This is a genomic window from Vibrio sp. V04_P4A5T148, from assembly GCF_963875605.1.
GTDB classification, from domain to species: domain Bacteria; phylum Pseudomonadota; class Gammaproteobacteria; order Enterobacterales; family Vibrionaceae; genus Vibrio; species Vibrio anguillarum.
The window spans coordinates 1-4,540 of record NZ_CAWNMS010000100.1 but is presented as its reverse complement, the minus strand read 5'-3'; the positions used below and the strand labels follow the sequence as shown (position 1 = coordinate 4,540).

Sequence of the window (4,540 nt, the reverse complement as noted above, 5' to 3'; positions counted from 1 at the left end):
TTTAAGATTCAATACCTTACGTTCAACTATGCTGAAGTTTAACCCGACTTACTTTTGCAATCAAAACCAGAAGCTAAAAATTTAATTAAATCATAAGGTTGACTAAATTGAACTTTGAAAACAGAAAACACAAAAGCTGACGTTCTAACTTAAAGATTGAGGAAAATGTTCGAAAAACAACGTCAAACGATGCCAACTTGCTAAAAGACCAAAACAGAATGACTTATGGAGTAAAGAAAAGACACAAGCTACTGATTTTACGTGATTAAACATAACGCCCGGTTAAGGGGCAGCCAACGCCACAACCAAGCTTACGCATAACACCGTAACCACAAAAAACAACGCATAATAAAAATGCCACGCGTTGGCTGTCCCTCTTGAACCGTTTGTTATGCTTAAACTTCAAACACTTAGGTTTGAGCAACCATTAGAATAACTCACACTTTCAAACCAACCCAAGCACCAAAATTCGTTAACCTGATCGAAACCATGAATTGAACAAAAACTGAGATAAATTCACCACGATCAATAGAACAAAATGCCTTTTTAACGAAAACCCGACCAACCAGACTCACAGCAAACTGGCATGAAACTCAAATGAGGCAACAACGCTGAACCAACAGCGCCAACGAAATTGCCTTTTCATTAGGCAGCGCAAAACAATAGTAAATTGCCGATACGCTTTTGGCCGATAAGCCAAGGAGCCAAATCACTCAAAGCGACTTGAGAAAAAGAAACTCAACACGAACTGGCTCAAAACTAAAATGAGGCAACAGCTCGAAACTCACAGCATCAATTCATTTCAAAACAGCGACAGCTTTTAATCATTGCCGACAAACAAGAACGAATGGCTGAAGGAACAGAGAAAAGGCCACAACCGATTGATTTTGTGAGATTAAGCATAACGCCCGGCTAAGGGGTTGACAACGCACCGCCGAACTCAAAAAACACACCGTAAACACTGAACTTCAATTTTGTACTAAAGCCGCCACGCGTTGACAATCCCTCTTGAGCCGTTTGTTAGGCAAATTCAATAAGATAAACTGACTTTACTCGATCAAAAGCCACGATTGCAATGGTTGAGTGATTCAAGAATCACCCCAAGTAGGAGTCGTGATAAATAAGCTGCCAAAACAAAGCCCACCTTTCAACAACAAACCAAGCTTTTGAATGAGACAAACTCAACAAGCAAGACTTTCAGCAAGTACAAAATAATCGATTAACTTGCCCTTTCCACACTTTGCGCCCACCAAACTGACAACGCGCCAACGCCAAAACGGATTGAGGCAAACAAAGAACCTTGCCCGTTTTACGGCTTGAGTGAACCACGAATTTGAGGGTGAAAGTGCTTATTTGCCGACAACACAAAACGAATGGCCGGAGAAATCCCAAAAGATTGAACCCCTAAATTTACCTGAGTTGCATAACGCCCGGCTAAGGGGCAGCCAACGCCATTACCAAGCTTCCGCATAACACCGTAACCACAAAAAACCAACGCATAATAAAAATGCCACGCGTTGGCTGTCCCTCTTGAACCGTTTGTTATGTTTAAGCTTCAATGACTTACGTTTTACCTAAACCAAAATTAACTCGGTTTTGACTGACAAACAAAAGCTAAAACCCAGAAAACTGAAACGACTCATAGTTTTGAAAAACAGACTTCGAATTTCGGCAATTCAAGCCCAAAAACCTGTGATCAAAATACTGATTGAGCCAGCCGAACCAACCTCGCGCTTACTCGAAAATCGACTGAGGCAATTCTCTGAATTTCCAGCGCCAAAGAATAAATGTCCAGAAAACAGCGCCAAACGAAGCCAATTTGCCGGCAAACACAAAACCAACAAGCCGAGGGAGCAAAGAAAAGATGCAACCAACTGATTTTGCGTGATTAAACATAACGCCCGGCTAAGGGGTTGACAACGCACCGCCGAACTTAAAAAACACACTTAAACACTGAACTGCAATTTTACACTAAAGTCGCCACGCGTTGGCAATCCCTCTTGAGCCGTTTGTTATGCAAATTCAATAAGATAAACTAACTTTACACGACCAAAAGCCACGATTGCAATGGTTGAGTAATTCAAGAATCAACCCAAGTAGGAGCCGTGATAAATAAGCCGCCAAAACAAAGCCCACCTTTCAACAACAAACCAAGCTTTTGAATGAGACAAACTCAACAAGCAAGACTTTCAGCAAATGCGAAATACTCGATAAACTTGCCCTTTCCACACTTTGCGCCCACTTAATTTACAACGCGCGAACGCTAAAACTGATTGAGGCAAACAAAGAACCTTGCCTGTTTTACGGCTTGAGTAAACCACGAATTTTAGGGTAAAAAAGCTCATTTGCCGACAACACAAAACGAATGGCCGGAGAAATCGAAAAGATTGAACCCCTAAATTTACCTGAGTTGCATAACGCCCGGCTAAGGGGTTGACAACGCATAGCCGAACTCAAAAAACACACCGTAAACACTGAACTTCAATTTTGAACTAAAGCCGCCACGCGTTGGCAATCCCTCTTGAGCCGTTTGTTATGAACCTAACACCCTATGAAACTAACAGCTTTTTAATTTATACCTATATTTGGCTTATTAATCATTACACTAAAAACTTCTAAGCTAACAACATTTGAATCCTTAACCAACTTGTCACAAACAGTATCGAGAGCATCTTGAGAAGCAAAAAAAGTATTTGAATTATTTGTTTTCCGTCCAACCGCTACAACTTTTACTGCATGCTCAATAAAATTAAGAACCGTATTTTGTTCATATATTGTAGACAACGTATGCAACATAGTATTCATGCCCATGAGCATCAAATTCGCTCGACCCTCATCTTTAAGCCCAAAATAATAATCCGCACACTCAATATATGATACATACCTCAATGTTAAGCCAGCTTTAGTATCATTCGCAAATGCAAATCCAGAGAAAAAAACCATAACGTATAAGAATAATTTCTTCATTTTACCCCCTCAACCAATTTGATAATAATGATGTTAGGTTATAACGCCCGGCTAAGGGGTTGACAACGCATAGCCGAACTCAAAAAAACACACCGTAAACCCTGAACTTCAATTTTGCACTAAAGTCACCACGCGTTGGCAATCCCTCTTGAGCCGTTTGTTATGTGATTTTTCGTTTTAACTCCATTTCTTGCTCTTTGAACAAAACGTAATCACTAGATTTTCTACTCTTCGCCGCTGTAAACCATTGAACCCCAGTTTCATCTAAGTGATTAAACTCTAAACGAAATTCATACTTATTACTGCTAACAAAACCCAAAAATGCACCGAATACAAATGCTACCAATGGTAAAAAGGAAGCATACGCTAATCCATATTCCTGATGCTCTGATGGGATAAAAATAAAAAGTAAACTCGATGAAATTGCACCCAGCAGAAACATTCTCATAAGATAGTCTTTGAACGTCAAAACTTTCACTTCAACACCAACAATTCGACTTAAATCATAAACATCTGAATTTACTTTCAATTGATTATCTAATTGCTGAATTATCAATGAATTAGCCACTAAATTCTCCTTTATGTAGCTGAATTTACAAGATCACATAACGCCCGGCTAAGGGGTTGACGACGCACCACCGAACTCAAAAAACACACTGTAAACACTGAACTTCAATTTTGCACTAAAACCGCCATGCGTTGGCAATCCCTCTTGAGCCGTTTGTTATGTGTTTGATTCCAAGTTTCTGTTTACTTCCTCAATAAGGGCTTGATTTATAGGAGCAAGCTTACCTTCTGGACTAATCCACTCGTTCAAACTTTCGATCGTACCATCGGGAACATCTACTCTATCTATAAGGCTAAACTTCTTAAGCCTAAAGCCTCTCTTTGAGTACATGACAATTTCACCATCACGAACATAGCCAACATTTAGGTGCAGTTCATCTATATAAGGAAGGCTTTCTACACACTTTGTCTTTAAATCACTATCTGAATAGTCAAAACTAAACTGCATATAAAACTTAGCGACACTCATTGCTATTTTTGCGTTACTACCGTGGCGATCTTTGGCTAAAGCCTCTGAAGCCTTAATGCTATCAAGCCTGTCTCCCGCATAAAGAAAAGCACTGTATGTTCCCCCTTGCTCCCGAACAACGTTAAAGGAAATGTTCTCAGATAGGTCAATGACCTTACCATAATTCCATGCTTTCAACATATTATACGCATCTTTAGCTACGTGCTGATATTTGAAAATGACGACAATACCTAAGCCTTCCATTGTTTCAGTATTATTTGTTACCCATGAAGTCCCAAGTCTATGAACTAACATGTCATTAGTCGGCATAGGCATTACATGTAGCACTTTATAACGAAACACAAACCTATCGAGGAAGAGTGGAATGGTAGTGATCAGGACTGCCAATGGTAATGATAAAACTAAAGGGAGGCTAAGAAAGGCAGTAGCAATACTTAATATAGGGAATACAACCAACAAAACCTTAACTAACTTTTTATACTTTGAATTTATTTCAATTTTCAAATAACACTCCAAAATCCATAATTGGCATTGTAA

The 4,540-nt window shown here is 39.5% G+C and carries 3 protein-coding genes; all 3 read right to left on the bottom strand.

Annotated elements, in window-relative coordinates:
• Positions 1-2,568 precede the first annotated feature (2,568 nt).
• The gene (locus tag AACT18_RS17110) at positions 2,569-2,967 is read right to left on the bottom strand and encodes a hypothetical protein (RefSeq protein WP_094144295.1); all 399 of its coding nucleotides are present in this window, start codon (positions 2,965-2,967) and stop codon (positions 2,569-2,571) included.
• 160 nt (positions 2,968-3,127) lie between these two features.
• A complete protein-coding gene (locus AACT18_RS17105) occupies positions 3,128-3,535 on the bottom strand; it encodes a hypothetical protein (protein ID WP_176428346.1) in 408 nt (135 codons plus the stop codon).
• Between the two features lie 156 nt (positions 3,536-3,691).
• The coding region (locus AACT18_RS17100; protein WP_217987469.1) for a hypothetical protein at positions 3,692-4,540 on the bottom strand (849 nt) is incomplete at its 5' end.

Excerpts from the sequence above, each read along its gene's own strand:
- AACT18_RS17110 (WP_094144295.1), bottom strand. The coding sequence starts at position 2,967 with ATGAAGAAATTATTCTTATACGTTATGGTTTTTTTCTCTGGATTTGCA.